This is a genomic window from Thalassospira sp. ABD4_177 (assembly GCF_056160125.1).
This window is the reverse complement of record NZ_JBSWWO010000001.1, coordinates 1,136,851-1,161,551: the sequence shown is the minus strand read 5'-3', so window position 1 is coordinate 1,161,551 and position 24,701 is coordinate 1,136,851. Positions and strand designations below refer to the sequence as shown.

Annotated in this window: 21 protein-coding genes; 10 read left to right on the top strand and 11 right to left on the bottom strand. The window is 55.8% G+C overall.

What is annotated here, in order from left to right; all coding sequences use genetic code 11:
- Window positions 1-200: 200 nt before the first annotated feature.
- The 4 genes from ACXAF0_RS05330 (at window position 201) to ACXAF0_RS05315 (ending at window position 5,312) form a co-directional block, all read left to right on the top strand.
- On the top strand, window positions 201-1,778 hold the full coding sequence (locus ACXAF0_RS05330; RefSeq protein ID WP_475344519.1) for a helix-turn-helix domain-containing protein: 1,578 nt from the start codon (window positions 201-203) through the stop codon (window positions 1,776-1,778).
- Between the two features lie 118 nt (window positions 1,779-1,896).
- Window positions 1,897-2,280 (top strand): response regulator transcription factor, encoded by a 384-nt coding sequence (locus ACXAF0_RS05325; protein ID WP_475344517.1) that lies wholly within the window; start codon window positions 1,897-1,899, stop codon window positions 2,278-2,280.
- A gap of 83 nt (window positions 2,281-2,363) precedes the next feature.
- Complete coding sequence (locus ACXAF0_RS05320; protein WP_475344516.1) at window positions 2,364-2,543, top strand: hypothetical protein; 180 nt, start codon at window positions 2,364-2,366, stop codon at window positions 2,541-2,543.
- Between the two features lie 3 nt (window positions 2,544-2,546).
- A complete protein-coding gene (locus tag ACXAF0_RS05315) occupies window positions 2,547-5,312 on the top strand; it encodes an ATP-binding protein (protein ID WP_475344515.1) in 2,766 nt (921 codons plus the stop codon).
- Window positions 5,313-5,398: 86 nt separating this feature from the next.
- On the opposite strand, the gene ACXAF0_RS05310 is transcribed toward ACXAF0_RS05315, so the two are convergent.
- On the bottom strand, window positions 5,399-6,898 hold the full coding sequence (locus ACXAF0_RS05310; protein WP_475344511.1) for a CoA-acylating methylmalonate-semialdehyde dehydrogenase: 1,500 nt from the start codon (window positions 6,896-6,898) through the stop codon (window positions 5,399-5,401).
- A 434-nt stretch (window positions 6,899-7,332) separates the two neighbouring features.
- Between ACXAF0_RS05310 and ACXAF0_RS05305 the strand changes: the two genes are divergently transcribed.
- Together ACXAF0_RS05305 and ACXAF0_RS05300 are read left to right on the top strand one after the other, a co-directional pair.
- Window positions 7,333-8,220, top strand: a complete 888-nt coding sequence (locus tag ACXAF0_RS05305) for a LysR family transcriptional regulator (RefSeq protein WP_475344509.1) — start codon at window positions 7,333-7,335, stop codon at window positions 8,218-8,220.
- A gap of 178 nt (window positions 8,221-8,398) precedes the next feature.
- Window positions 8,399-9,331: a hypothetical protein gene (locus ACXAF0_RS05300; protein ID WP_475344507.1), complete on the top strand. Its 933-nt coding sequence runs from the start codon at window positions 8,399-8,401 to the stop codon at window positions 9,329-9,331.
- Here ACXAF0_RS05300 and ACXAF0_RS05295 read toward each other — a convergent pair.
- The gene (locus ACXAF0_RS05295) at window positions 9,303-9,776 is read right to left on the bottom strand and encodes a MarR family winged helix-turn-helix transcriptional regulator (RefSeq protein ID WP_475344503.1); all 474 of its coding nucleotides are present in this window, start codon (window positions 9,774-9,776) and stop codon (window positions 9,303-9,305) included. The two genes, ACXAF0_RS05300 and ACXAF0_RS05295, sit on opposite strands and share 29 nt — an antisense overlap.
- A 140-nt stretch (window positions 9,777-9,916) precedes the next feature.
- Here ACXAF0_RS05295 and ACXAF0_RS05290 point away from each other — a divergent pair, with 140 nt between their 5' ends.
- Entirely contained in the window at window positions 9,917-11,869 is a 1,953-nt protein-coding gene (locus ACXAF0_RS05290) for an FAD-binding monooxygenase (protein ID WP_475344500.1), read from the top strand.
- An 86-nt stretch (window positions 11,870-11,955) separates the two neighbouring features.
- On the opposite strand, the gene ACXAF0_RS05285 is transcribed toward ACXAF0_RS05290, so the two are convergent.
- The 3 genes from ACXAF0_RS05285 to ACXAF0_RS05275 form a co-directional block, all read right to left on the bottom strand.
- Window positions 11,956-12,342, bottom strand: a complete 387-nt coding sequence (locus ACXAF0_RS05285) for a DUF2218 domain-containing protein (RefSeq protein ID WP_475344499.1) — start codon at window positions 12,340-12,342, stop codon at window positions 11,956-11,958.
- A gap of 358 nt (window positions 12,343-12,700) precedes the next feature.
- On the bottom strand, window positions 12,701-13,408 hold the full coding sequence (locus ACXAF0_RS05280; RefSeq protein WP_475346224.1) for a fumarylacetoacetate hydrolase family protein: 708 nt from the start codon (window positions 13,406-13,408) through the stop codon (window positions 12,701-12,703).
- Window positions 13,409-13,420: 12 nt separating this feature from the next.
- Entirely contained in the window at window positions 13,421-13,543 is a 123-nt protein-coding gene (locus ACXAF0_RS05275; RefSeq protein ID WP_475344496.1) for a hypothetical protein, read from the bottom strand.
- A gap of 223 nt (window positions 13,544-13,766) precedes the next feature.
- On the opposite strand from ACXAF0_RS05275, the gene ACXAF0_RS05270 reads away from it, so the two are divergent.
- The 3 genes from ACXAF0_RS05270 to ACXAF0_RS05260 all read left to right on the top strand — a co-directional run bounded on the left by ACXAF0_RS05270 (window position 13,767) and on the right by ACXAF0_RS05260 (window position 17,282).
- Window positions 13,767-14,426, top strand: a complete 660-nt coding sequence (locus ACXAF0_RS05270) for a dienelactone hydrolase family protein (protein WP_475344492.1) — start codon at window positions 13,767-13,769, stop codon at window positions 14,424-14,426.
- Between the two features lie 44 nt (window positions 14,427-14,470).
- The gene (locus ACXAF0_RS05265) at window positions 14,471-15,427 is read left to right on the top strand and encodes a D-2-hydroxyacid dehydrogenase family protein (RefSeq protein ID WP_475344487.1); all 957 of its coding nucleotides are present in this window, start codon (window positions 14,471-14,473) and stop codon (window positions 15,425-15,427) included.
- A 133-nt stretch (window positions 15,428-15,560) separates the two neighbouring features.
- On the top strand, window positions 15,561-17,282 hold the full coding sequence (locus tag ACXAF0_RS05260; RefSeq protein WP_475344483.1) for an ABC transporter ATP-binding protein: 1,722 nt from the start codon (window positions 15,561-15,563) through the stop codon (window positions 17,280-17,282).
- A 21-nt stretch (window positions 17,283-17,303) separates the two neighbouring features.
- Here the strand turns inward: ACXAF0_RS05260 and ACXAF0_RS05255 are convergent, their stop codons facing one another.
- From ACXAF0_RS05255 to ACXAF0_RS05230, 6 genes are all read right to left on the bottom strand, one after another.
- Entirely contained in the window at window positions 17,304-18,095 is a 792-nt protein-coding gene (locus tag ACXAF0_RS05255) for an ABC transporter ATP-binding protein (protein ID WP_475344479.1), read from the bottom strand.
- Window positions 18,092-19,141: a FecCD family ABC transporter permease gene (locus ACXAF0_RS05250; RefSeq protein ID WP_475344475.1), complete on the bottom strand. Its 1,050-nt coding sequence runs from the start codon at window positions 19,139-19,141 to the stop codon at window positions 18,092-18,094. The genes ACXAF0_RS05255 and ACXAF0_RS05250 overlap by 4 nt, the downstream gene beginning before the upstream one ends.
- Window positions 19,138-20,058, bottom strand: a complete 921-nt coding sequence (locus tag ACXAF0_RS05245; RefSeq protein ID WP_475344472.1) for an ABC transporter substrate-binding protein — start codon at window positions 20,056-20,058, stop codon at window positions 19,138-19,140. Before ACXAF0_RS05245 ends, ACXAF0_RS05250 begins: the two co-directional genes overlap by 4 nt.
- A 283-nt stretch (window positions 20,059-20,341) precedes the next feature.
- Window positions 20,342-22,636 (bottom strand): TonB-dependent receptor, encoded by a 2,295-nt coding sequence (locus ACXAF0_RS05240; RefSeq protein ID WP_475344470.1) that lies wholly within the window; start codon window positions 22,634-22,636, stop codon window positions 20,342-20,344.
- 159 nt (window positions 22,637-22,795) lie between these two features.
- A complete protein-coding gene (locus ACXAF0_RS05235; RefSeq protein ID WP_475344468.1) occupies window positions 22,796-23,836 on the bottom strand; it encodes a FecR family protein in 1,041 nt (346 codons plus the stop codon).
- A gap of 155 nt (window positions 23,837-23,991) precedes the next feature.
- Complete coding sequence (locus tag ACXAF0_RS05230) at window positions 23,992-24,522, bottom strand: sigma-70 family RNA polymerase sigma factor (protein WP_475344466.1); 531 nt, start codon at window positions 24,520-24,522, stop codon at window positions 23,992-23,994.
- Window positions 24,523-24,701: the final 179 nt, after the last annotated feature.

Below are 24,701 nucleotides of genomic sequence, written 5' to 3'. Positions count from 1 at the left end.
TTTTCCTCCCCAATGTCTTGGGATCTGTTTCAGAGAAATCTGAGGTCTGGAATTTGGTTCTTTTTCTTAACGACCTGTCAAAACAATGAGGAGCAATTGAAAATGAATCAACACCTAGTTGATATAAAAAGGTTTTTTTGTAAATATATAGATGAGCGTTTTGAAAATTTGTAAATCTTGTCAACAGGTAAGACTTTAGTATGGCGCGTCAGGCCCCCATCGGACACCGCATTCGCGGTCGCAGAAAAGACATCGGGATGACCCAGAATGCCCTGGCAAAGGCTTCGGGCATCTCGGCTTCTTACCTTAATCTGATCGAACATAACCGCCGCTCGATCGGGGGCGGATTGCTGATGCGGATCGCCGAGGCGCTCGAAATTCACCCGCATACTTTATCGGGGTCTGAGGAAAGCCGGTTGCTGTCTGATCTGGCCGAGGCGGCGTCAGACCCGGTCTTTCGCACGACCCCGGTCGAAAGCCGCGATTTCCCGGCCATGATCGCTGCCGCCCCCGGCATGATCACGGCCTTTCTTTCGCTCTATCGCGCCTACCGCAGTGGCCTTGATGATATCGATGCCCTGTCAGAACGCCTTAGCCACGACCCCTTCCTGACCGAGGCCAGCCATTCAATCCTGACGCGCATTACCTCGATCCGCACGGTGGCCGAGATTTTCGATGATTATGATGATCTCTCGCCCGATCAGCGCGCGCGCTTTAACGCGACACTGGTGCGGGAATCCCAGCGCCTGGCGGAATCCGCGACCGAAATTTTCAACTTCCTTGAACGTGGCGAAGCCGGCCGCCCGGCCGCCAGCCCGGCCGAGGAAGTCGATGATCTGCTTTATGACAATGCCAACCACTTCCCGACACTCGAAGACCACGCCAACAAGATGCGCCCGGCCATCGATCCTGAAGGCGGGCTCTATCTGACGGATTTGATCAACTATCTTGAAGATACCCACAAAACCCGGATCGAACGCCTGCCCTCAGAGGATTTTTTGACCAGCGGCCATCAGTGGGATGCCAAGAACAACACGCTTCGCATCTCGCGTGCGCTGCCGATCACCTCGGCCCGTTTTCAGGCTGCGCGTACCATTTGCCGGCTTGAGGCCGCCGAGCCGATCAACGAAATCCTTGATCAGGCCCAGATCGGCAGTGACGCCGGACGCGTGCGCGCCTCCGAAGCACTGATATCCTACGGTGCGGCTGCCTTGCTGTTTCCCTATGATCTGTTTTTGGATGATGCGCGTAGCATGCGCCATGACATCGAACTTCTTCAGCAGCGTTACGCCGCAAGTTGGGAGCAAATTTGCCACCGCCTGACCACACTGCGTCGCCCAGGCGCCGAAGGCATTCCGTTCCATCTGGTGCGCACCGATATTGCCGGAAACATTTCCAAACGCTTTTCCGCATCCGGCCTGCAATTGCCACGTTATGGCGGGGCCTGCCCGCGCTGGGTCGTGCATGAAGCCTATACCGCCCCCGAACGCGTCATCCCGCAATTCGTCCGCCTGCCCGATAACAGCGAATACCTGTTTATCGCGCGCGCCCTGCGATCCGGTGCGGGCGGTTATGGTGTGCCGCGCTCGGTCCATTCGGTGATGATCGGCTGTGATACGGCCTTTTCCAATGATGTGGTTTATGGCGACCGATTGTCTCTTGATCGCCCGGAATCCGCCGTTCCGGTTGGCATTTCCTGCCGCCAGTGCCCGCGCGAAGATTGCGCCCAGCGGGCCTATGAAATGGCCGACGGCACACCGAAAACCGCCACGAAATGATCGGCAATCGCGATCACAAGCGTTGCCTTATGCATACCACCCCAAAGTAGCATTATCATTCGGGTCATAAGCCGTTAGGATTGGGAATATAACAATCCGAAAAATCGGGAGAACGTCCTTGAGTGAGAGACCAAAGGTCTTGATTGCCGAAGACGAGGAAACAATTGTCGAATCACTCAGCTTTCTGATGGAAAAGGAAGGCTATGACGTCAGCGTCGCCACCGATGGCCGCACGGCGATTTCCATGATCGCGCGCGACATCCCCGACATGGTGCTGCTCGATGTCATGATGCCCGTCTGTGACGGGTTTGAAGTCGTGCGCGCAACGCGTAACGATCCAAACACCCGACAAATTCCCATCATGATGCTGACCGCCAAAACCCGCGAAGTGGACCGCCGCAAGGGGCTGGAACTTGGCGTGGATGATTTTGTCACCAAGCCGTTTTCAACCCGCGACGTCGTTTCCCGGGTCAAAGCCCTGCTTGAACGCGCGGCAAACTGAAACGCGGCTTCGCGTTCTTCTCCAACCGGCAGGAGGCCGCCATCACACCGCCACGCAGACTTACCGAACGGGCTCTTGCGCTGATGCTGGTGGCTTTGTTTATCTGGCTGCCGCCGATTGTCGGGATGTTTTCCCTTGATGGCACCATCCTTGGCCTGCCGATCCTGTTTGTCTATTTCTTTGCCGGATGGGGCATCCTGATTGCGTTGTGCGCCGTTCTGACAAGCGCGCTTCGCCACGCAGCCCAGGCCGAGAGGAAATAGCACATGCTGTCCTCGGAACTGGTCATCCTTGTCTCGCTGATTTATGTCGGCCTGCTCTATGCGATTGCGTGGTGGGGCGACAAACGCGCACGTGATGGCCATTCCTGGGTCCGCAACCCGACGGTCTATACCCTGTCCATCGCGGTCTATTGCACGTCCTGGACGTTTTATGGCGCGGTCGGCACGGCGGCCCGCAACGGACTTGAATACCTTACGATCTATCTGGGCCCGACCGTGATCTTTCTTGGCTGGTGGTTCTTGCTGCGCAAGATGCTGCGCATTTCCAAGGCCCATCGCATTACCTCGATCGCCGACTTTATCTCGTCACGCTATGGCAAAAGCACACAGCTTTCAGTCCTCGTGACCCTGATCGCGGTGATCGGCACCACCCCCTATATCGCGCTTCAACTCAAGGCAATCGCCACCAGCTACACAGTACTCACGGTCTGGGATCACGGCATGATCGAGCCGGTGCGTGAAACCGTCAGCATCTTTTCCGATAGCGGCTTCTGGGCCGCGGTCGGCCTGACCTTGTTTGGTATTCTGTTTGGCACGCGCTTTATTGATGCTGATGAACATCACGAAGGCATGGTCGCTGCCATTGCCTTTGAAAGCCTGGTCAAGCTTTTCGCCCTTTTGGCAGTCGGGTTCTTTGTCTGCTTTGTCATGTATGACGGGCTTGGGGATCTGTTTGCCCAGTCTGCTGCAAATACCGATACGGAAAAACTGCTGGTCCTGCCTGAAGATGGCAGTTCGCGCTGGCTGACCCTGATGATGCTTTCGATGGCCGCCATTCTGTGTCTGCCGCGCCAGTTTCAGGTCATCATTGTTGAAAATGTCGATGAACGTCATCTCGCCACCGCAAGCTGGGCCTTTCCGCTTTATCTTCTGGCGATGAACCTGTTTGTCCTGCCAATTGCGCTGGCCGGGCTTGGCGCCCTTCCGGTCTGGTCGGACCCGGATTTCTTTGTGATTTCCGTCCCGCTCTTTGAAGACCAATCCATGCTGGCACTACTGGCCTATGTCGGGGGTCTTTCGGCCAGTACCAGCATGGTGATCGTCGCGACCATTGCGCTCTCGACCATGGTCTGTAACGACCTGATCGTACCGGCCCTGTTGCGCATTCGCCCGCTGCGTCTGACCGAACGCGATGATCTGACCGGGCTTTTGATCTTTATCAGGCGGGCCTCGATCGTTGTCGTGGTGTTTCTTGGCTTTGCCTATTACCGATCTGCTGGGGCCAGCGATGCCCTGGCCGAAATCGGCCTGATTTCCTTTGCCGCCATCGCGCAATTCATCCCGATCATGATTGGCGGGCTGTATTGGAAGGGCGGCACACGCACCGGCGCACAAGTCGCACTCACCATCGGGTTTGCGGTTTGGGGCTATACGCTTCTGCTGCCATCGCTTGCCGATAGTGGCTGGATGGACCCGTCGCTTATCCTGAATGGCGCCTTTGGCCATCCGTGGCTGCGCCCCGAAAGCCTGTTTGGGTTGACGGATTTCGCCCCGCTGACCCATGCGCTGATCTGGTCGATTTCGCTCAATACCGCGGCCTATGTGTTGATCAGTCTGTTTACCGAACCAAGCGCGCTTGAACGCATCCAGGCCACCCTGTTTGTTGATGCCTTTTCGCGCAAAGGCCAGGACACAGTGATCTGGCGCTCCTCGGCCTCGGCCAATGATCTGTATGAACTGGTAGAACGGTTTCTGGGCCGTGATCGTGCCTATCAATCCTTCCGCCAGTTTGATCGCAGCATCGATCCCACGTGGCGCGGCAAGGGCGAAGCCGATGCCGACATGATTGCCTTTACCGAGCGGTTACTTGCCGGGTCCATCGGCGCGGCATCAGCCCGTGTGATGGTGTCATCTGTCGCCAAGGGCGAGATGGTCAGCCTTGATGAAGTGCTTGAGATCCTCGAAGAAACATCGCACGTCATCGAATATTCCCAGCGCCTTGAACAAAAATCCCATGAGCTTGAACAGGCAGCAGCCGAACTGCGCGCGGCCAATGAACGGCTCAAGGAACTCGATCGCCTCAAGGATGAATTCCTGACCATGGTCAGCCACGAGTTCAGAACCCCGCTGACCTCGATCCGATCCTTTTCGGAAATTCTGGTCGATTCCCCCAACCTTGATCCGAAACAGACCGACCGGTTCCTTGAAATCATTGTCCGCGAAAGCGAACGTCTGACACGACTGATTGACGATCATCTTGATCTTGCCCGTCTTGAGGCCGGTCATTCCGACTGGCGCGCGGTCGAAGTTGATCCACGCACCGTCCTTGATGAAAGCATCGAGGCGGTTAAAGGCGTATTTGACGCCAAGGGCGTTGTCCTGACCAAGGAATATTCTCGCAATTCGGTGCTTCTGCATGTCGACCGGGACCGTCTGACACAGGTCTTTATCAACCTGCTGTCCAACGCTGCCAAGTTCTCTGACCCCGACCATCCCGAGGTTTCCGTGCGCGGCGAGGCCATGGATGGCGGCTATCTGGTCTCGATCACCGATAACGGCAAAGGGGTCGCCGCCAACGAGCTTGAGATCATCTTTGACAAATTCTCACGCGGCGGCAAATACGCCGACGACAAGCCAAAACCCTCTGGCTCCGGCCTTGGCCTGGCGATTGCCAAGCATGTTGTCGAACATTGCCAGGGCAAGATATGGGCCGAAAGCCCGCCCGGGCGTGGTGCGACCTTCCGCGTCTTCATCCCCGGCGAAATAATGGAGGCGATTGATCCTGCCAAACCCGACGGCTTCGCCAAGTAGTTCGGCTTTCAGAACCAAGAAGGGCGCGCAAAGCAAACCTTGCGCGCCCTTCTTCATTGCGATGATCGCAATGCTTATTTCATCACTTACTTCATGGTCGGCATAACGAATTCAGCACCCTTGCGAATGCCGGTCGGCCAGCGCGAGGTGATGGTTTTAAGCTTGGTATAGAAGCGTACACCTTCCGGGCCATGCATGTGGTGGTCACCAAACAGCGATGCTTTCCAACCACCAAACGAATGGAAGGCCATCGGGACCGGGATCGGCACGTTGATGCCGACCATGCCGGTCTGGGTGCGGGCCGCAAATTCACGCGCGGTGTCGCCATCGCGGGTGAAGATCGCGGTACCATTGCCATATTCATGATCATCAACAAGATTGGCTGCGATGTCGAAATCATCGGTACGCACAACCGACAGAACCGGGCCAAAAATCTCTTCCTTGTAGATGCTCATATCCGGGGTAACGTCATCAAACAGGGTACCACCGACGAAGTAACCATCTTCATAGCCCTGCAGATTGATGTCACGGCCATCAACGACAAGCTTGGCACCTTCTTCGACACCCTTGTTGATATAACCAACAACCTTGTCGCGGTGTGCAGCGGTGACCAGCGGGCCCATTTCCGCCGCCGGATCGGTGCCCGGCGCAACGCGCAGTTCATTGATGCGCGGAACCAGTTTCTCGATCAGGGTATCGGCGGTTTCCTTGCCAACCGGCACCGCGACCGAAATTGCCATGCAACGCTCGCCAGCCGAACCGTAAGCAGCGCCCATCAGGGCATCAACTGCCTGATCCATGTCGGCGTCCGGCATGATGATCATGTGGTTTTTCGCACCACCAAGTGCCTGGCAACGTTTGCCCTGCGCAGTCGCGGTTTCATAGATGTATTTGGCAATCGGGGTGGAGCCGACAAAGCTGATGGCTGATACGTCCGGGTCAAACAGAAGCGCATCAACCGCTTCCTTGTCACCCTGAACAACGTTGAACACACCATCCGGAAGACCGGCTTCGGTCAGCCATTCTGCCAGCAGAAGGGATGCAGACGGATCACGCTCGGACGGTTTCAGGATAAAGCAGTTACCGCATGCAAGCGCCACCGGGAACATCCACATCGGCACCATGGCCGGGAAGTTGAACGGCGTGATACCGGCAACGATGCCAAGCGGCTGACGGATTGAATGGCTATCAACCTTGGTGCCGACATTCTCGGTGAACTCACCCTTGAGCAACTGCGGCGCGCCAGTTGCGAATTCAACAACCTCGATCCCGCGGGTGACTTCACCCAGCGCATCGGACAGAACCTTGCCATGCTCGGCCGTGATGGCGGCAGCAAGTTCTTCGGAACGCTCTTCGAGGATGCCCAGGAATTTGTTGAGGATACGCGCACGGCGCAGCGGCGTGGTTGCGGCCCATTCGGCTGCAACGGCCGATGCCGATTCAACAGCAGCGCGGACTTCAGCCTTGGACGCGAGATCTACGGTCGCGCTTTCGGCACCCGTTGCCGGATTGAAGACCGGTGCGGAACGACCGGACGTACCGGCAACGCGTTTGCCGTTGATGTAATGGGTAAGTTGGGTTGCCATTGGGTTTCTCCCGATAAACCTGATGATCAGTGGGACGATCTTAATACTAGATGGGGCTTTTCCCCTAGGGTCAGGACCTATTAATTTGGTGTGAATGGTTAAACAGATTTGTGCGGATACGCGGAGTAAAACTGCAGGAAGATATTTATCTTTCAAAGTTTTACGACAAAGTAGCCCGTGCACATCCGTTTAATCCGGAGGACAGACGTTATATTTGCAAACTCCAGCGTCAAATCCCTTGTCCGGGATCCCGACCCGACCGGCGGGCTTCTCCTTGGAGTTTGCAAATATAACGTCTGCCATTCAAATCAAATTAATAGGTCCTGACCCTAATAACCTGATCCCACTATGACTATGCACAGGGATGCACATCAATTATCATTTCCGCAAATTCGATGTGCAAAATTTAAAGCCACCATAGGACCACACCCGCCATGGATTGGGATCGCTTTCGCATCTTCCTTGCTGTCGCCAGGCATGGCCAGATTTTGGCGGCGGCCCGCCAGCTTGGCCTCAACCATGCGACGGTGGGACGGCAACTGACTGCGCTTGAGCAGGAACTTGGCACTAAGCTGATCGAACGGCGCACCACCGGATCGGACCTGACCCCGGCGGGACAGGAATTGATGCAGGCGGCAGAGGCCGCTGAATCGGCCTTTCTGCGGGCGGGCACCGCCGTTTCCAACCAGTCGGAACTCATCAGCGGCACCGTCCGCGTTGGCGTGCCGGATGGATTGGGCAACTATTTTCTGGCAAGTGAGTTGGCTCACTTTGCATCGAATCACCCCGACCTTGTCATTCAGCTGGTCCCACTACCCCGCACATTTTCCCTATCGCAACGCGAAGCCGATATCGCCATCACGCTTGATCGCCCCAAACAGGGACGGTTGGTGATCAGTAAACTCACCGACTACACGCTGAGTGTCTATGCCACGACATCCTATATCGAACGCTTTGGCGCGGTCGAAACCGAGGCCGATCTGACAGACCGGCTGTTTGTCACCCATATCGAAGATCTGATTTACAGCCGCGCGCTTGATTACGCCGCCCGCCTTGGCAAGCTGATGAAACGGCGCTTTGAATGCGGCAGTGTGGTCGCCCAGATGGAGGCGGTGCGCAACGGATATGGCATCGGCATCCTGCACGACTACGCCACCGAAGGCATCCCCGACCTCGTCCGCCTGCTCCCCGAAATCCGGTTCACCCGCAACTACTGGATGCTCCAGCACCCGGACACCAAGGACACGCGGAGTGTCGCGGCGATTGCTGAGCACATTACCCACGTTGTGCGTGGGGCACGGAACAGGTTTGTGGTAGGATAAGTTTTGTGAAATGTACCTGAACTAATAGCCAAGCAGACTTCGAAATATTTTAAAGCTTAGGGTGCTCAAAGTGAATTCAACACAGGATGCGTGTCGGTTTCTGGAGTCCTTGCAGCGATACGATTTATCGATGCTCCTTCGCACGTGCTCATCTGAACTCGTCGATGGACAGGATTTTTTGGGCCTTAACACTACAGAAGCGCGCATTAAAGCCGCTTCACCAATTGATGAAGCACTCAAACAACTCCCTCCCGAGGATCGCAAACGGATCGCTGAGGCGATAGCAGCCAATTATTCGAACAAGCAATCACCAGAAGACATTATTGTAACCTCAGATGGCTCAAGCCGCCGCGAAAGTAGTGAAAAACTTCTCGCAGAGCTTATTATTCATAGACAGATGATGATTGACGTCGCCACCGGCGGGGCTCGTATCCAGGACGTCAATGATTACTACAGGGCCAGATCAGCACGAATTCAAGAATCAAGCCCGAGAGACTTCCCCTATGAGAACCCTCATGAAGATCTTTGGGACTGGTACAGGTATTGGTCGAATAATCTCCCCCAGTATAAAGATCGCCGCTTCTATATTCGCAACCTGTTCGCCTCAGCGATTGAGACTATATCGAAAACTTCCAAATTGCCCTCTGAACCGAGAGAGACAACCGGATGGGAGAGGCTGGACCGCTCTCTAGCAAAAGCACGTAGCTTATTTCAAGCTGGAAGCGACGAAGAAGATTGGCAAGCGATAGGACTTATATGCAGAGAAGCAACAATCTCTCTCGCGCAAGCTGTTTTTAATCCGAGCATACATGTGACATTAGATGGGGTAGAAGCTAGCGAAACTGACGCAAAACGAATGCTTGAAGCATACATTGCGAGTGCTTTTCCTGGTTCTAGCAACAAAGAAGTACGAGCCCATGCTAGAGCCTCCTTAGCACTAGCGTTAAACCTTCAACATCGTCGAACAGCGAGCCGTCAATTGGCAGAACTGTGCTTAGAGGCCACATCTTCTTCAGCAGCGGTGATCTCCATTATCTATAGATCACAACAAACTGAGGAAAGCGCCCAAACACCCAACAATATTACTGGCTCGAATGATTTGAGCTTTTGAGCGGTGCCCTGCTCTGCTCATTTCCCGCATCAATCGCCTTTGCCATCAAGCGTAGCAGTTCTGACTGCTCTGCCCCGTCCAGACCGGCCAGCATGCTTTTCTGGGCTTGCAGGACGGCGGGGCTGACTTTGGCGAAGGTGTCCCGGCCTATGTCGGTTAGGTGGAGTTCGCGGGCACGGCGGTCGCGGGTGCTGACAACGCGTTCGATATAGCCTTTCTGCACCAAACGATCGACGACACCGGTGATGGTCGCGCGGTCATAAGCGATCAGGCCGGCCAGAGTCGCCTGATCCACACCATCAATCTCGGCGATTTTGGCCATTGCGGCATATTGCACCGGGGTCAGGTCGATCCCGGTCTTGGCGACCTCGGCGTGGAAGATGGCCACGGCAATCTGTTGAAAACGCCGGATAAGATGGCCTGGCATCTGATCAACTTCACTCACGCGCACCTCCTGATCGGGCCGTCAGCTTGACAGTCCGACTAATAGTAAGCATACTTATCATTAGTACACAAATTATATAACAATCCGTAGTGCCTGTTATTTCGCAACTTCGGAGATTTGTCCAATTCGGAGGAACAATCATGCAATTCCATCTCGACGGTTTTCGCGCCGGTGATCCGACCATCGAACCGGCCAACACGCAAAGCAGTGCGTTGCAAGGCGATGCCCTGCCCAAGGAAGTGGATGTTCTGATTGTTGGCAACGGCCCGGCGGGCCTGACGCTTGCCGCGCAATTGGCAGCCTTCCCCAACATCACGACCCGCATCGTTGATCAGAAAGATGGCCCGATGGAACTGGGTCAGGCGGATGGCATTGCGTGCCGCACGATCGAGATGTTCAATACCTTCGGCTTTGCCGAGCGGGTATTGAAAGAAGCCTATTGGGTTAATGAGGTTTCCTTCTGGAAGCCCGATCCGGCGGATCGCAGCAAGATTGCCCGCACCGATACCATTCAGGATACCGAAGATGGCCTGTCGGAATTCCCGCATGTCATCTTGAACCAGGCGCGCGTGCATGATTTCTACCTTGATGTGATGCGCAATGCCCCGAACCGGTTGGAGCCGGACTATTCCCGCCAGGTGATTGATGTTGCCATCGATCCCAAGGCTGGCACTGCAAGCAGCCCCAGCCATCCGGTGACGGTCACCCTGGAGCGCACCGATGCGGATAACGCAGGACGCCGCGAAACCGTCAAGGCGCGCTATGTTGTTGGCTGTGACGGGGCACGCAGTGCTGTGCGCAAATCCTTGGGCCGCGAGCTGCGTGGGGATTCCGCCCATCAGGCGTGGGGGGTTATGGATGTGTTGTGCGTCACCGACTTCCCCGATATCCGCAAAAAGGCGACCATTCATTCCGCCAATGAGGGCAACGTCCTGATCATCCCGCGCGAAGGCGGGTATCTGGTGCGTTTATATGTCGAGCTCGACAAACTGGCCGAGGGCGAGCGCGTTGCCAGCCGCAACATCACATCAGACCATCTGATTGCCGCCGCCCAGCGGATCCTGCATCCCTATACGCTGGAAGTGAAGGAAATCGCCTGGTGGTCGGTTTATGAAATCGGTCAGCGCCTGTGTGACAAGTTCGACAACCTCAATGGCGAGGCTTCGGCGACGCGCATTCCCAATGTTTTTATTGCCGGTGACGCCTGCCACACCCATAGCCCGAAGGCTGGTCAGGGCATGAATGTTTCAATGCAGGATACCTTTAATCTTGGCTGGAAGCTGGCGGGTGTTCTTGAAGGTCGGATCAAGCCGGAAATCCTGCACAGCTATTCCGAGGAACGCCAGGCGATCGCCAAGGAACTGATCGATTTTGACGGCAAGTTCGCCAAGATGTTCAGTGCGCGGCCGAACGAGGACGGCAAAACCGACAGCACCGGCGTTGATCCGCAGGAATTCCAGAAATACTTCATCCAGCAGGGCCGCTTTACTGCCGGCACCGCCACCCGATATACGCCATCCGTCCTGACCGGGCCTGACACCCATCAGGATCTGGCAAAGGGTCTTGTTATTGGCATGCGCTTCCATTCGGCACCGGTGGTGCGCCTGTCTGATGCCAAGCCGGTTCATCTGGGGCATTGCGCCAAGGCAGATGGGCGCTGGCGGCTGTATGCCTTTGCCGGCAAGGACGATCGCGGGCAGCCTGGTGCTGGCATTCATGCGCTGTGTGATTTTCTGCAAACCGCGCCGATTTCACCAATGGTGAAATTTAATCGCGACGGCGAAGACCAAGACAGCGTGCTGGATGTCCGCGCCATTTTCCAGCAGCCCCATCGCAGCCTTGCGATCGAGGCCATGCCAAAGCTCCTGCTGCCGCGCAAAGGCAAATACGACCTGGTCGATTATGAAAAGATCTACTGCCCGGACCTGAAATCAGGGGATGACATCTTTGACATGCGCGGCATTGATCGTGATCAGGGCTGCATGGTTCTGGTCCGCCCGGATCAGTATATTTCCCATGTTCTGCCGCTTGACAGGTACGGGGCGCTCAGCGCGTTTTTAAGCAATATCCTGATCGCCCGGAACGGGTCGTAATCAGAAACACCTTCCGACCGAGCAAACAAAATAAAAGCCCGTTCAGATCTGAACGGGCTTTTTAATCACAAATACGTGACCAGTCGTCACTTATTTCGCCAATCGATCTCAAAGCTGGTCTGCGGTGCCAGGCTCCGCAGCTTGTCTTCGAAATAGGCCTGCATTTCAGCAAGGCTTGCTTCGTCAGCGGCCGACATCGCAACCGTCAGAAACAGTGAGGTCGCGCTCAGCTCGCATGCGCCTTTTTCAAACGCCAGCAGTCCGGCATCGGGCTTGCGCAGGGTTGCTTTGACGTCTTCGCTGCGTGCCTGCAGCATCAGACCTTTGAGATAGCAGGGCGCGCTGCGCAGATAGATATCCGCGAATGCGAAGCTATCGGCGTCGCTCTGCTGTTTGGACGTATGGGCAGCAGGGGAGGTCTGGTCACCCGAAACATCCAATGATTTGACCGCATCGGGCCAAGCGTCGTTCACTTTGATCGCCAGGTTAGACATGTGCATCACCAATCCTTTAAGGGCGCAATATGCGCACGGTATCCCCATACCCCTTGGACACGCATTTCACATTGCTTGAGCGCTGAATAATAATGACTAATGGTCATTTAACGCGCAACGCGGGACAACGTCAATGCACTTTGTTCTGACAAAAATGTCCTGAATCGGGCAAACCGCAAGCCTGCGAGTGAGAATTTTTGCAATTCTCGCAGGAACATGAGCAGGAATACGCCAATCTCGGCAGAAAATCTCGCGTTTCCAAGGGTATGCGCTCGCGATCACATTGGCGTGAAATCCACCTGTTTCACGCTTCCCGCTATTTGCATGGCTGGGTTGTTCAGCCCTGAACGACGCTTTGGCGCTGCGCCCCAAGCCCGTCGATTCCCAATTCCATCACGTCTCCGGGCTTGAGAAACACCTGCGGGTTCTGCCCCATGCCAACACCCGGCGGGGTTCCGGTCGAGATGATATCACCGGGCTGCAGGCTCATGAAGCGGGACAAATAGCTGATCACGAATGCCACGCCATAGGCCATGGTTTTGGTGCTGCCGTCCTGATAGCGCTTGCCATTGACATCAAGCCACATGGCAAGGTTTTGCGGATCAGAAACCGCGTCGCGCGTTACCAGCCACGGTCCAATCGGGCCAAAGGTATCGGCACTTTTGCCCTTTACCCACTGACCGGAATGTTCAAGCTGAAAGGCCCGCTCGGAAATATCATTGGTCAGGCAATAGCCCGCGACATAATCAAGCGCATCTGCCTCATCGACATATTTGGCCTGCTTGCCAATCACTACGCCCAGTTCGACTTCCCAGTCGGTCTTGGTCGAACCGCGCGGGATTTCGATATTGTCATTCGGCCCGCACACCGCCGAGGTCGCCTTGAAAAACACGATCGGTTCGGGCGGCAGCTCCATCCCGGCCTCTGCGGCATGGTCGGAATAGTTCAACCCAATGCAAATGAACTTGCCCGGACGCCCGACACAGGGCCCGATGCGCGGATCACCGGAAACCACCGGCAGGTTTTCCGGGTCAATTGCGGCAATACGTGCAAAAGTCTAATCCGAAATCGTCGTCGGATCAATATCGCCGATCACCGCCGAAAGGTCACGGATGACACCACCGGCATCACAAAGCCCGGGTTTTTCCGCCCCCTTGGGGCCATAACGCAAAAGCTTCATGATCTGATTTCTCCTGATGGCGTGGCGTAATCACTTGCGGGATTGCGGGCATGCAAATCCCGCAAATAGAAGGGTTTATTCCTCACACCATAGTGGTGTCACATCCGGCTAACAAAGTGCAAGCCAATTGGAAAATCATGCTTGGCTCGCACCATCATGATTGTTCTACCGTGCCAATTCGATATCATCGCAAAGCCACCACGCCCCAAAGGATATAAAAGACATGATGCAGACCATTACCGCCGCAGACGGGCACGCGCTTGATTGCTGGTTTGAAGCACCGGTCGGTGAACGCCGCGGCGGGATCGTAATCCTTCAGGAAATCTTTGGCGTCACCGATCAGCTCAAGGACGTTGCAAAGAAGTACGCCGCCCTTGGCTATGAAGTCGCAATCCCCGCCCTGTTTGACCGGATCGAGCGCGGCTCGGTCGTGGCGTTTGATGATTTTGAACGCGCGCGCAGCCTGATGATGGCATCGGATCTTTCCAACACGCTCAAGGATATCGATGCTGCCGTCCAGGCCTTGGCAGCAAATGGCGGCAAGGTCGCGGTGATCGGTTTTTGCTGGGGTGGTGGGTTGGCGCTTCGCACCGCACAGACCCTTGATGTCGCTGCAGGCGTTTCGTTTTATGGCACGCGCCTGGACCAGTATCTTGATAGGCCGCTTTCCGTTCCATTCCTTGGGCATTTTGGCTTAAGCGATGATCATGTCCCGGTCGAGATGATCGAAGACGCCAAGACCGCCATGCCCGGCATGGAAATTCACATGTATGAAGCCGGCCATGCCTTTGCCAACGAAGCCCGCCCGTCCTACGTCGCCCCGGCCGCCGAAGTGGCGCATGCCCGCACCGTTGAATTTCTTGCCCAGCATCTGGCGGGGTAACGCCCCCGGATCTCGGTCTTAACATCTCTGGACATCACGCCACCATGCGCATTGCCATCCTCGACGATTATCAGAACCTTGCCTTGCAATCCGCCGACTGGTCCAAGGTCGAGGAATTTGGCGAGATAACAGTATTCAATGATACCATCGCGGATCGCGATGCGCTGATTGAGCGCCTCAGCGCGTTTGAGGTCCTGTGTGTCATGCGCGAACGCACCCCGCTTCCGGGCGATCTACTGCGCGCGCTTCCAAACCTGCGTCTGATTGTCACCACCGGCAAACGCAATGACGCCATTGATGTCGCGACCGCAAGCGAACTCGGCATTACGGTCTGCGGCACTGAGTCCCCGTCCACCGCAACGCCGGAACTGACCTTTGCGCTGATGCTGGCCCTTGCGCGCAACATCGTTGCTGAAAATGCCTCCATGCGGTCCGGTGGCTGGCAGGTCGGGATCGGTCAGGACCTTGCAGGATCGACCTTGGGCATCATCGGCCTTGGCCGGCTGGGGGCAAAGGTCGCCAAAATGGCGCAGGCGTTTGACATGAAGGTTTGCGCCTGGAGTGCCAACTTGACCGCGGAACGCTGCGCAGAACTCGGCGTCACCTTCATGGCAACGAAGGAAGACCTGCTGCGCGCATCTGACTTCGTCACCATCCACCAACGCCTGTCGGATCGCACCCGCGGACTGATCAGCGCACCGGACTTCAAGGTGATGAAGCCCACGGCCTATCTCATCAACACCTCCCGCGGGCCGATCATTGAAGACAACGCGCTGATCAAGGCCCTCAATACCGGCGAGATTGCCGGCGCCGCGCTTGATGTTTATGACGAGGAACCGCTGCCCGACGACCATCCTTTGCGCCATTGCGAACACCTGCTGCTCAGCCCGCATCTTGGCTATGTCACCCGCAATACCTGGAAGGTATTTTACGGCCAGACCGTCGAGGCCATTCAGGCCTGGCAGAACGGCACACCGGTCCGGGTGATCGCTCCGAGCTAACTGCGCCAAACACAGGAAAGAAAGCACAGGCAAACCGCCGTATTTTTTACCCGGGTTTCGCGGACTTATCCTATGCAAATAAGAACCATTCCTATACACATAACCCTGTCGGTTATTGTTGGAATGCGCGCGCATGCTCAAAGAATTCTTTTCCTATTATCTGCCGCACAAACGGTTGTTCCTGCTGGATTTCGGGTGCGCTGTTTTGTCGGGTCTTTTATCTTTGGGCTTCCCGGTCGCCGTGGCCGGATTTGTCGATACCCTGCTGCCCAAACAGGACTGGGTTCTGATCCTGCTGGCAGCCCTTGGTCTGTTGATTGTCTATCTGATCAATACTGGCCTGATGGCGGTTGTCACCTATTGGGGGCATGTTCTGGGCATCACGATTGAAACCGAAATGCGCCGCCGTGCATTTGATCACCTGCAAAAGCTGTCCTTTCGCTTTTACGACAATCAGAAAACCGGGCATCTGGTAGCGCGTGTGACCAAGGATCTCGAAGAAATTGGCGAAGTCGCCCATCACGGGCCAGAGGACCTGTTTGTCGCCATCATGACCTTTGTCGGCGCACTGATTCTGATGTTTACCGTTCACACCCCGCTGGCCCTGATTGCCATGACCATCGCACCGCTGGTGATGTGGCTGGTCGTGCGATTTGGCGGCGATATGACGCGCAACTGGCAAAACCAGTTCGGACGCGTGCGCGCCTTCAACGCCCGGATCGAGGAAAATGTCGGCGGTGTGCGGGTGGTGCGTGCCTTTGCCAACGAAGATCATGAACGCGCCCTGTTTCACCGCGATAACGAGCAATACCGAACCGTCAAATTGCAGGCCTATGCCATCATGGCCATCAGCCTTGCGATCAACTATCTCGGCATGCGCATCGTTCAGGTCGTCATCCTGATTGCTGGCACCTATTTCGTGGTCAATGGTGGGCTCAGCATCGGGGGCTTTGTCGGCTTTCTGTTGCTGGTAAACGTCTTTTACCAGCCGCTTGAAAAGATCGCCGCCGTTGTTGAAACCTATCCCAAGGGCATCGCCGGTTTCCGCAATTATCAGGAACTGATGAATACCGAACCCGACATTGTCGATCGCCCCGATGCGCGCGACGACCTTGTCCTGTCGGGCAATCTCGCCTTTGAAAAGGTCACCTTTGGCTACACCCCGGATCGCACCATCCTTGATGATATCAACATCAAGATCGAAGCGGGCGAAACCGTAGCCTTTGTCGGGCCGTCCGGTGCCGGCAAAACCACGCTATGCTCGTTGGTGCCGCGCTTTTATGACGTGGATGGCGGTCGCATCACCATTGATGGCAGCGATATCCGCGACATGACGATGAAATGCCTGCGCAGCCAGATCGGCATCGTACAGCAGGACGTCTTCCTGTTTGCCGGCACCTTGCGCGATAACATCGCCTATGGCCGACTTGACGCCAGCGAGGATGACATCCTTGCGGCCGCCAAAAGTGCCCGCCTTGATGATCTGATTGCAAGCCTGCCAGCAGGCCTTGATACAGTCATTGGCGAACGCGGCGTAAAGCTGTCGGGCGGGCAAAAGCAACGGGTTGCCATCGCGCGTATTTTCCTGAAAAACCCGCCGATCCTGATCCTCGACGAAGCCACATCAGCACTCGACACCGAAACCGAGCAGGCCATTCAGCAATCGCTCGATGACCTCGCCAAGGGCCGCACCACGCTTGTCATTGCACACCGCCTGGCGACCATCCGCAATGCCGATCGCATCGTCGTCATCACCCAGGACGGCATTGCCGAACAAGGCAGTCACGATGCCCTGCTGGCCCGCGATGGCGCCTATCGCCGCCTGCATGAAGCACAGGTACTCAGGACCGGCTGATCACCGATACCAGTGCAATTTTCAGGCGGGCTCAACATCCCGTAGCGGACGGATAACATGCACAATTGGTCGGCCGTCTTCATCCGACGAAACACGGGTTTCGACCCGATACACCCGTGCCAGATTGGCAGGCGTCAAAACCTCTGACGGGGTTCCGGCTGCAATGATCTTGCCCCGATGTAAAAGCACAATCCGGTCGCAATACCGGGCCGCCAGATCAAGGTCATGCAAAGCGGCAATCACAACCCCGCCGCGCTCTGCCAGGCGTTCGCGTACGAGATCAAGCACCACCATCCGCCAATGCAGATCAAGGGCGGATGTCGGCTCATCAAGCAACAACACATCAGGATCGCGCATCAGTGCCAGCGCCAAACCAACCAATTGGCGCTTGCCCCCCGACAGGGTATGAAGCGGTGACAGCGCAACCTCGGCCAGCCCCAGCCGTTTGAAAATATCCTCGATCCGGTCGCCAAGTTCCTGATCGGAAAAATCAAGATCAAGCGCACGGGCCGTGCTCCACATCAGCTCAGTCGGCAAAAGGGCCGATGGGTTTGGCGGCGTTTGCGGCATGGAGGCCAACCTGTGATGCCAACCGTCATGGCCCATATCCGCGCGCGCTTTCCCATCAATCGCAATCTGGCCCTCGGTTGGCTTTTCACCAGACAGGCAACGCATCAATGTCGACTTGCCCGATGCATTTGGCCCCAAAAGCCCCAGAACCTGATTATCGCTGAGATCGGGCAAATCAACCCGATCAAGCACATGGCTGCGCCCGTAAAATGCGGAGATGCCTTTTGCCGTAAACAGGGTCATGCCATACGCCTCCGCCCCGAAAGCAACCCCAGAAAGACCGGAACACCAACAACGGCGGTCAAAATACCAACCGGAATGATCACACCGGGAATCAGTGCCTTTGACAGGAACGACGCACAAGACAGGATCAACGCCCCGCAAAGGGCCGATCCGGGCACCAGCATCCGGTGATCTTCACCGAGCATCAAACGCGCAATATGCGGCCCGACCAATCCGATAAAGCCGATCGCGCCGACAAAACACACCGCAAAAGCAGCCAGAAGCGACACCCGCAAAATCACCCAAAGCCTTAGCCGCGCGACATTGATCCCCATGCTGCGCGCATGTGCTTCCCCACCACGCAAAAGCGTCATCACCCAGACATGGCGCAGCGAAAATGGCAACACACAGAGAAAACAGGCACTGACCATCGCAACCTCTGGCCATCCTGCTCGGGTCAGGTTGCCAATCGTCCAGAAGACAATCTGCTGCACCGCCTCGGCACTGGCGATATATTGCAGACCCGCCGTCAGGGCATTGCAAAAAAACACAAGCGCAATACCAAAAAGCACCACGGTTTCACGCGCGCCGTTGCTCCATCGCACAATCACCAGGATCAGCACCCCGGACCCCAACGCAAACAGCAACGCCATCACCGGCAACACGGCCGCCTCGGCAAAAAACGGCACAACCGGCACGACGACAATTGCCAGACTGGCCCCCAGAACTGCGGCCGATGACACGCCAAGCGTAAACGGACTGGCAAGCGGGTTATCAAGGATGGTCTGGGTTTCGATCCCGGCAAGACCAAGGGCCGCGCCAACCGCCAAGGCGATCAGGGCATCCGGCAGACGCACATCCCACAAAATGATGCGATGGCGCAAATCAAGCTGGTCTGGGTCGATCAGCCCCGAAATGATATCGGAAAACGCAAGTCCGGCTGGCCCGGCCCAAAGATCAAGGCCCAGCATCACCACAACCCCGACCGCCAACAGCGACACCATCGCAAGACGCCGCTTGTGAATGCTGCCAAACCGTTGATACAGCGTCACCCCGATCTCTGTCATTGGACTGCCCCGACAGTTGCGCTAAAGGTGCCGTTCAACTCAAACGGCAACCACCGCTCATAAATCTCGGTCAGGGTATCCATCGGATCAATGTCGTTGAAAAGCGCCGGATGGGTCCATTTGGCGAAGGCTTCAAGCGCGACAATGTTAAATGGCGAGTTATAGAAATTATGCCAAATGCTGTGCGCCCGCCCCTTGCGCACCGCATCAAGGGCTGCAAATTCCGGCGAGGACAAATAGCGCGTCAAACTTTGCGACGCGGCTTCGGGCGTCATACCGGCGCCAAGCGCGACCGGATCCGCGCCGTCGCTAAATTCCGCAAAGGTGCCCGACGCAGTACCGATCCAGACATCGGGATTTTCGGTTAGCAGGAACTCTGCGGTGTGCTGTGCCGTCGGCCCCGGCGCCACCGCATCAGCGATGTTCGTGCCCCCGGCAACTTCGACAAACGGCCCCAACATGCCATCCGCCATGCCCCAGCAACATTCAAACCGGCCAGGATGGGCTTGCAGGAACACAGTCGGGCGCTCTTTGGTTTGGCTGACGCGCGTTACAACGCGATCAAAGCGGGCCTGATAAAAATCGGCATATTCCTCTGCCCGCTTCTCCGCACCGAGAAGCCGCCCCAACATCCGTATTGATGGCATGGTGTTGTGAAGCGGATCGGACCGGAAATCGATAAAGACGATCTTTGTGCCTGCCGCAGTCAGCTGATCAATCAGTTCGGCATTCTTTGCCCCGGGCCCATGATCATTTAGCCCGAAAATCGCCAGCTCGGGTGCGAGATCAATGATCTTTTCGACCGACACACTGTCCTTGTTGCGCCCACCAAACAGGGGAATGTCGCGCGCTTCGGGAAAGCGTTCAAAAAGCTGCGTCTCGATATCGGGATGGGTCCAGCTAAGTGGCGTCATCATCCCAAAGACACCCTCCAGCGGACCGTCAGGCCGCAACAGTGCGAGCAAGGGGATATATCGACCTTCGCTGACTACCAAACGTTTGACCGGCAATTCGATGCTAACGCTACGGCCTGCAATATCCGTAACCTCAAGTGTCTTTGCCTGTGCCCCAAAGAAAATAGAAAAGGTTGCTAGAAAAATTGATAGAGTTTTCAGGACTGCTTTCATAACCCATCCTTAAAACAGGAAAATCCGGGGCAGCATGTGCTGCCCCGGCTCTAAACATTGTTGTCTGCCAAAATCAGAATGTTGCTTTCGCCTGCAGAAGGAATGAACGACCTGGCTCATAGAGCGGAACCACATTGGTGAAGTCCTGCCCATAGCTGCCGCGATCAGCGTATTCTTCATCAAAGATATTGTTGGCTTCGATACGGAATGTAAGATAGTCGGCGGCTTCCGGCTTGTACTCGGCATAAAGCCCGACGACCTCATATGCTTCCTGTGCTGTACCACCGGCATCGACAGTGTCGGTATTTTTCAGCGCTGCATCAATCGTACCACCGATAGTCAGGTTGATGCTTTCAATCATTTGGGCTGCTTCAAGCGCAATGACCCGACCGAGCGGCGCACCAAGATACTGCGTGCTGTCTGAATCGGCCAAGCTGCCGTTAACAGAAATCTCGCTATCCGTATAAGTCGCTTTTGCAAAACCGGCCCCCCAATTGTAGCCAGCACCAAGATTGTAGCCACGGGCTTCGAAATCAACGACGACCGACGGCCCGGTGCTCCAGCCTGGATCACGCGCATTGTCAAATGTGCTACGGAAAATTCCGGCATTGAAGGAAAACCCTTCATGATGAACTTCAAAACCGGTGGTGTAGTTTTCCGCACGGACCGGTTTGACGCCCTGGCTGTAATCCCAGGCCGGGTTCATTACATAGTTTTCCGCCAGTGCAATACCGCCCCAAACATTGGAATAACCCGCATTGACTGTCAGGAACTCGGTAACATCAACTGCGGCGGAGACATTGCCGCTCAGGCCTTCATTTTCAATTTCGGTACCGTCAAGACCGGTAAATTTCTGCGAATCGCCGCGCAAACCAAAGGACAAGCGCAACAGATCAACCGGCTGAATACGCGCCTGAGCATAACCGCCGAAGTTGGTAGCCTCTTCCTCGCGGTCTGAGGTCGGGCCATCATATTCGGCCGTGTCGTGATAGAAATCGACACCGGCGGAAATCGTATCCTGTTCCGACAGATGGAAGTCGTTTTCAAATTTGCCTGAAAAACTGCCGGTGGTGCCACGCCCCTGCTCGGTAAGCGGCGCATAAAGATAGGTCTCGCTATAGGCAAAAACCGCCTTGGGATCCCAAAGACCATCTGCACCACTTTGCCCGTAATTAAAGGTAAAGTTGCGCCGGCGCATATCATAGACCAGTTCATCGGGCTGCGTTCTGTTTGTCAGGTCGGTCATGTTTGCACGATATGGACGACGCGCTCGGTCGCGCACCTGTTCGCCAGAAAGTTCAAAGCGGTGACCGCTTGGCGCTTCATAGGCCGACTTGAGCAGACCGGACCGCATGTCTGCTTCGGTACCGGGAACCTGATCGCCATCACCTGCGTCGTAATCATCGCCCTTGGCCCATTTGAAATAGCCAAGAAGTTCAAAATCACCCGAACGGCCATAGGACGCCAAGTCGTTGGTAAAGGCTTCACTATTGGTGTCATAGCTGGCCTTTACAAACCCGCCAAGCGAACGGTCGGGTTCCAGCACATCAGCAACATCGACAGTTTCATACACAATCGCCCCGCCAAGCGCCGCCGGCCCTGCATCTGCCGGGGCAACACCGGGATCAACACGAGCCGCCTTAAGAAGGCTCGGATCAATCAAATTGGTACCACTGTGATGGAAAACCTTGTTATTCTGACGCGCGCCATCAATGCTGATTGCAAGATTGGTTTCCTCGATCGCATTGACATAAAGCTTCTGGTTAAGCGGCACCGATCCACCGACCGAAACGGTGGACTGACCCGCAAACACATCCTTGACGTCTTGTGGATTACGGCGCTCAAAATCCTCGCGCGTGACATAAACCGAATTTGCCCGATCCGCTGCACCGGCGTGATCATCGGCAAATGCATTGGCCTCGACCATCACCGGCGACAGGACATTGTCATCTGCCGAACCCTGCGTGGCACTGGTGATCGTGATGGCACCGTTGGTCGCCACCCGATAGTTCAGACCTGTCCCCGCCAACAGTCGTTGCAGCGCATCGACAGTCGAGTAGTCACCCGACACGCCGGACGTTTCGACACCGCGCACCAGATCACCGTCGGCGGAAACCTGCACACCGGCTTGCTGGCCAAACAGCGCCAGCGCATCGGCCAGCATTTGCGGCGCGATGTCAAAGCTGTGCGTTTCACTTGCTTGTGCAAGTTCCCGGCCTGCTTCCGTCACCGACATACTTGTCGGCAATTCTTCGCTTGCACCCGCTTGCGAACCGATCACCGGCAGCGCCAGAACCGACAGTGCAGTCGTTACCACAAGGCGATGGCGCCATTTCCCCGTAACGACCGACAACTGATCCCCCATCATTCCATATTCTCCGCTTCATTGAGCTTGTTAAAAATGGGTGATTTGCAAATGATACTTAAATTCACCCTATAACCAAGCAACGAAGCGACGCGTGCCGATATTCAAATTAATTTCAATTTTCTTGGATTTTTCTGCGCAAGGCCTTGAAAACGTGTGAAATTACTTGGGCGAAACCAACACCAGCCATGGAGAAATCTGCTTGATTTCAGCCCCTTGCGCATCTGCCATCGCCTGCAGAGCCGCCATCGGATCGGTCAGGTCATAGAAACCGGTCAAAGACGTTTCCGCCAAACGGTCATCGGTCACAACCACCCATCCAGTATGGTAGCGATCGACAGTTTCCACCATGTCGGCAAAGGCCTGATCCTTGGCAATCAACTGCCCATTGCGCCATGACGCAACCAGTGCTGGCGACATTTTGCGTATCACGGTTTTCGCATCCGCCATGACATGCACCGCGTCACCTGCGCGCAAGTCACGCGGCGTTACCACACCCGAACCATCAACGCGGACATGACCGTGTTCAACCGCAACATCGACACCGGCAGCATCGCTGCGCACATTAAAGGCCGTACCAAGAACCGTTGTTCGGGTGTCTTTTGCAGCAACAACAAACGGGCGATCTGAATCGGGTTTGACATCAAAAAACGCCTCCCCGTTCAGCAGCGTGATGTGACGCCCTGCATCAAAATCGATGGCAACCGAACTATCCGGCCCAAGATGCACAACCGACCCGTCAGGCAGATCGATCACCCGCATCTCGGCCGTGGCAGTCATATAGTCGGCTTCAAACCGATCGATCAGACCGGGCAACACCACCAGCAAGGCAAGCGCCATAAGGGCTGCGATCGCACCACTGGCAAATCCGGCCTTACGCCAGGTACCCCGGGCACGTGACTTTGCCGCCACCATCCCACCCGGTGTCTTGGCGCGCGTGGCTTGCGCCAGCCGGCTTGCTGGCGAAATGCGATCCTGCTGCGGGGTATTTTCGCGCACACGATGCACCCATTCCGCGCCATGAACCGGCACGGTCATATCAAGCATTTGCCAGACCAGAAGGGTTTCTTCCCAATCCGCCCGGTTATCGGCAGACACCATCAGCCACGCGTCATGTGCCTGGCGCAGCGTCGCGTTATCGGGTTCATCGGCAAGGCGGGTAATCCATTCGCTTGCCGTGGCGGGGGCTGTCATATTGCTCATGGCCGTACATTTCTCCAAACGGCATCAGAACAGACCGCAGCAGTTTGGCGGCTTTTACGGCTTGTCGTTCTGTTCTGGCACATTTGCGTATCTCTCCTACCGAATAAACGAACGGGTGTCGGTGGATTTTCAAATTTTCCACTGACTTTTTTCGCTTATCCCCCTTTCGCCAGAATTTGTTTGCAATGCTCGATGGCGTCGGTCACCAGGCTGTGCGCGGTACCAACCGACACATCAAGGCGCTTGGCGATTTCGGCATATTTGCATCCACCGAAACGATGCATCTCAAGTGCGATGCGTGATTTCTCGGGCAATTGGGACAGGGCCTTTTCAAGCAACCGGACCTGCCCGCGCGCGATCGCCTTTTCTTCGGGATCGGGCCCCTCGGCAGCAACCATATCCGCCGTGCCATTGGCATCGCCCTGAATAAAAGTATTCTCGCGCCCGATGCGGCGCCGTCCGTCAATGGCTAGGTTGCGCACAATCCGGAAAATATAGCCAACCGGTTCATCAAGCTTGTCATCGAGCTTCACCTGCTGGGCGCGCTCAAGGCGAAAATAGGCATCCTGTACGACATCTTCGGCAAGCGCGGTATCGCCGACAATTGCACGTGCATAGCTCACAAGCTCTGCCCGATGAGCAATCAGCAAGGTCAACAGTTCCCTATCGCGCAAAGTCGCAACCATTCCCAAAACCTGTCCGCCTCGCAATCAAAAGCGACTGCGAATTGTTTGCATTTACTTGGAATTGACTGACCTGTCAAACAAAGGGACAACTTCTGAGACCTGTCTTAATCAGTGTTCTGATTGGGACGTTTCGTAAGTCACTACACTTTCCCACCCAAATATCCATTACAGTGCGACAA

Bases quoted from the DNA above. Each gene is read 5' to 3' on its own strand.
- ACXAF0_RS05330 (WP_475344519.1), top strand. From the start codon at position 201: ATGGCGCGTCAGGCCCCCATCGGACACCGCATTCGCGGTCGCAGAAAA.
- ACXAF0_RS05320 (WP_475344516.1), top strand. From the start codon at position 2,364: ATGCTGGTGGCTTTGTTTATCTGGCTGCCGCCGATTGTCGGGATGTTT.
- ACXAF0_RS05315 (WP_475344515.1), top strand. From the start codon at position 2,547: ATGCTGTCCTCGGAACTGGTCATCCTTGTCTCGCTGATTTATGTCGGC.
- ACXAF0_RS05310 (WP_475344511.1), bottom strand. From the start codon at position 6,898: ATGGCAACCCAACTTACCCATTACATCAACGGCAAACGCGTTGCCGGT.
- ACXAF0_RS05305 (WP_475344509.1), top strand. From the start codon at position 7,333: ATGGATTGGGATCGCTTTCGCATCTTCCTTGCTGTCGCCAGGCATGGC.
- ACXAF0_RS05290 (WP_475344500.1), top strand. From the start codon at position 9,917: ATGCAATTCCATCTCGACGGTTTTCGCGCCGGTGATCCGACCATCGAA.
- ACXAF0_RS05275 (WP_475344496.1), bottom strand. From the start codon at position 13,543: ATGAAGCTTTTGCGTTATGGCCCCAAGGGGGCGGAAAAACCCGGGCTT.
- ACXAF0_RS05270 (WP_475344492.1), top strand. From the start codon at position 13,767: ATGATGCAGACCATTACCGCCGCAGACGGGCACGCGCTTGATTGCTGG.
- ACXAF0_RS05265 (WP_475344487.1), top strand. From the start codon at position 14,471: ATGCGCATTGCCATCCTCGACGATTATCAGAACCTTGCCTTGCAATCC.
- ACXAF0_RS05260 (WP_475344483.1), top strand. From the start codon at position 15,561: ATGCTCAAAGAATTCTTTTCCTATTATCTGCCGCACAAACGGTTGTTC.
- ACXAF0_RS05255 (WP_475344479.1), bottom strand. From the start codon at position 18,095: ATGACCCTGTTTACGGCAAAAGGCATCTCCGCATTTTACGGGCGCAGC.
- ACXAF0_RS05250 (WP_475344475.1), bottom strand. From the start codon at position 19,141: ATGACAGAGATCGGGGTGACGCTGTATCAACGGTTTGGCAGCATTCAC.
- ACXAF0_RS05245 (WP_475344472.1), bottom strand. From the start codon at position 20,058: ATGATGACGCCACTTAGCTGGACCCATCCCGATATCGAGACGCAGCTT.
- ACXAF0_RS05240 (WP_475344470.1), bottom strand. From the start codon at position 22,636: ATGATGGGGGATCAGTTGTCGGTCGTTACGGGGAAATGGCGCCATCGC.
- ACXAF0_RS05235 (WP_475344468.1), bottom strand. From the start codon at position 23,836: ATGAGCAATATGACAGCCCCCGCCACGGCAAGCGAATGGATTACCCGC.
- ACXAF0_RS05230 (WP_475344466.1), bottom strand. From the start codon at position 24,522: ATGGTTGCGACTTTGCGCGATAGGGAACTGTTGACCTTGCTGATTGCT.